Below are 1,343 nucleotides of genomic sequence, written 5' to 3'. Positions count from 1 at the left end.
GGTCTGTGTTATGCGGCTCTGTACTTCTTCGTATTCACTGCTCTGATTAAGGCTCTGGATCTGAAAACTCCTGGTCGTGAAGATGAATCTGAAGCAAAAGTTGTGGCTAACACCAGCAACGATGAACTGGCTAAGAACATCACTATGGCGTTCGGCGGCAAAGAAAACATCAAAGACCTAGACGCTTGTATCACTCGTCTGCGTGTTACTGTAAACGATGGCAGTAAAGTAGATACAAACCGTCTGAAAGAGCTGGGTGCAGCCGGTGTATTTGCTAAGGGTGATAACTTCCAGGCAGTATTCGGTACTCACTCTGAAATCATCAAGGGTCAGATGGAAACACTCGCTTAAGTATTCCTCTCCCTGAAACTCTCAGATTCAGCCCGGACTCAGGTCCGGGCTTTTTCGATTCACGATTTATCCAAATAGATAAGTGCCTCAGATCACGCATTACGTAAGATTTGCGCTATGTTACGTTATGTTACATTCGGCGTGACTCTGCGCGCGGAAAAATATCATCGGACCAATTAATATTCTTATCGTCAATTAAAGACATTAACTTTGGAATATTAATTTCAGTGTAGTTAACTTTTTATTAACGAGGTTGTTCCTCTAATCCGTTTATTTAAACACACTGGCAATTAATACATTCCTTAAATATTACTTATTAACCAATAATAAGATTAATTATCGGAGGTTCGTATGAACATATTTGGTACTATGCAGAAAATGGGACGCAGCCTGATGCTTCCTGTTGCCTGTATGCCTGCTGCTGGTATCCTGCTGGGTATCGGTGGTAACTCAGAAGTCGCTAAATTCCTGCCTGATATTGTCGCTCAGGTTATGAGCGAAGCTGGTCTGGGTGTATTTGCTAACATGTCACTGCTGTTCGCTATCGGTGTGGCACTTGGTTTTACTAAAAACGATGGGGTAGCCGCTCTTGCTGCTGGTCTGGGTTACCTGACCATGGTTCGTGTTCTGGGTGTTGTCGCTCCGGGTACTGAAACGGGTGTTTTCGGTGGCGTTATCATGGGTCTGGTTGCCGCTCAGCTGTTCAATAAATACCACACTATCCAGTTGCCAACCTATCTTGGTTTCTTCGGTGGTAAACGTTTCGTTCCTATCGTGACCTCTCTGGCTGCGTGTGTGGTTGCTGGTATTCTGGCTGTTATCTGGCAACCAATCGGTGCCGGTATCGCTGCATTCTCTGAGTGGGCGGCTTATCAGTCTCCTGAAGTGGCGTTCGGTATCTACGGTATCGTTGAACGTTCTCTGATCCCATTCGGTCTGCACCACATCTGGAACGCACCTTTCTTCTATGAAGTAGGTCAATTCACTACTGC

General features: G+C 45.3%; 2 protein-coding genes. Both read left to right on the top strand.

Features of this window, described 5'->3' with window-relative positions; genetic code table 11:
- A partial coding sequence (locus CSW98_RS17445; protein WP_198517357.1) for a glucose PTS transporter subunit EIIB occupies positions 1 to 351 on the top strand: 351 nt, incomplete at its 5' end.
- A 351-nt stretch (positions 352 to 702) separates the two neighbouring features.
- Positions 703 to 1,343: PTS transporter subunit EIIC (locus tag CSW98_RS17440; RefSeq protein ID WP_198517348.1), on the top strand; the 641-nt coding region annotated here is incomplete at its 3' end.

This window comes from Vibrio sp. HA2012, from assembly GCF_002812955.1.
Classification (GTDB): Bacteria; Pseudomonadota; Gammaproteobacteria; order Enterobacterales; family Vibrionaceae; genus Vibrio.
Note: the sequence above shows the minus strand (reverse complement) of the source record. Positions and strands in the feature narration are given on the sequence as shown.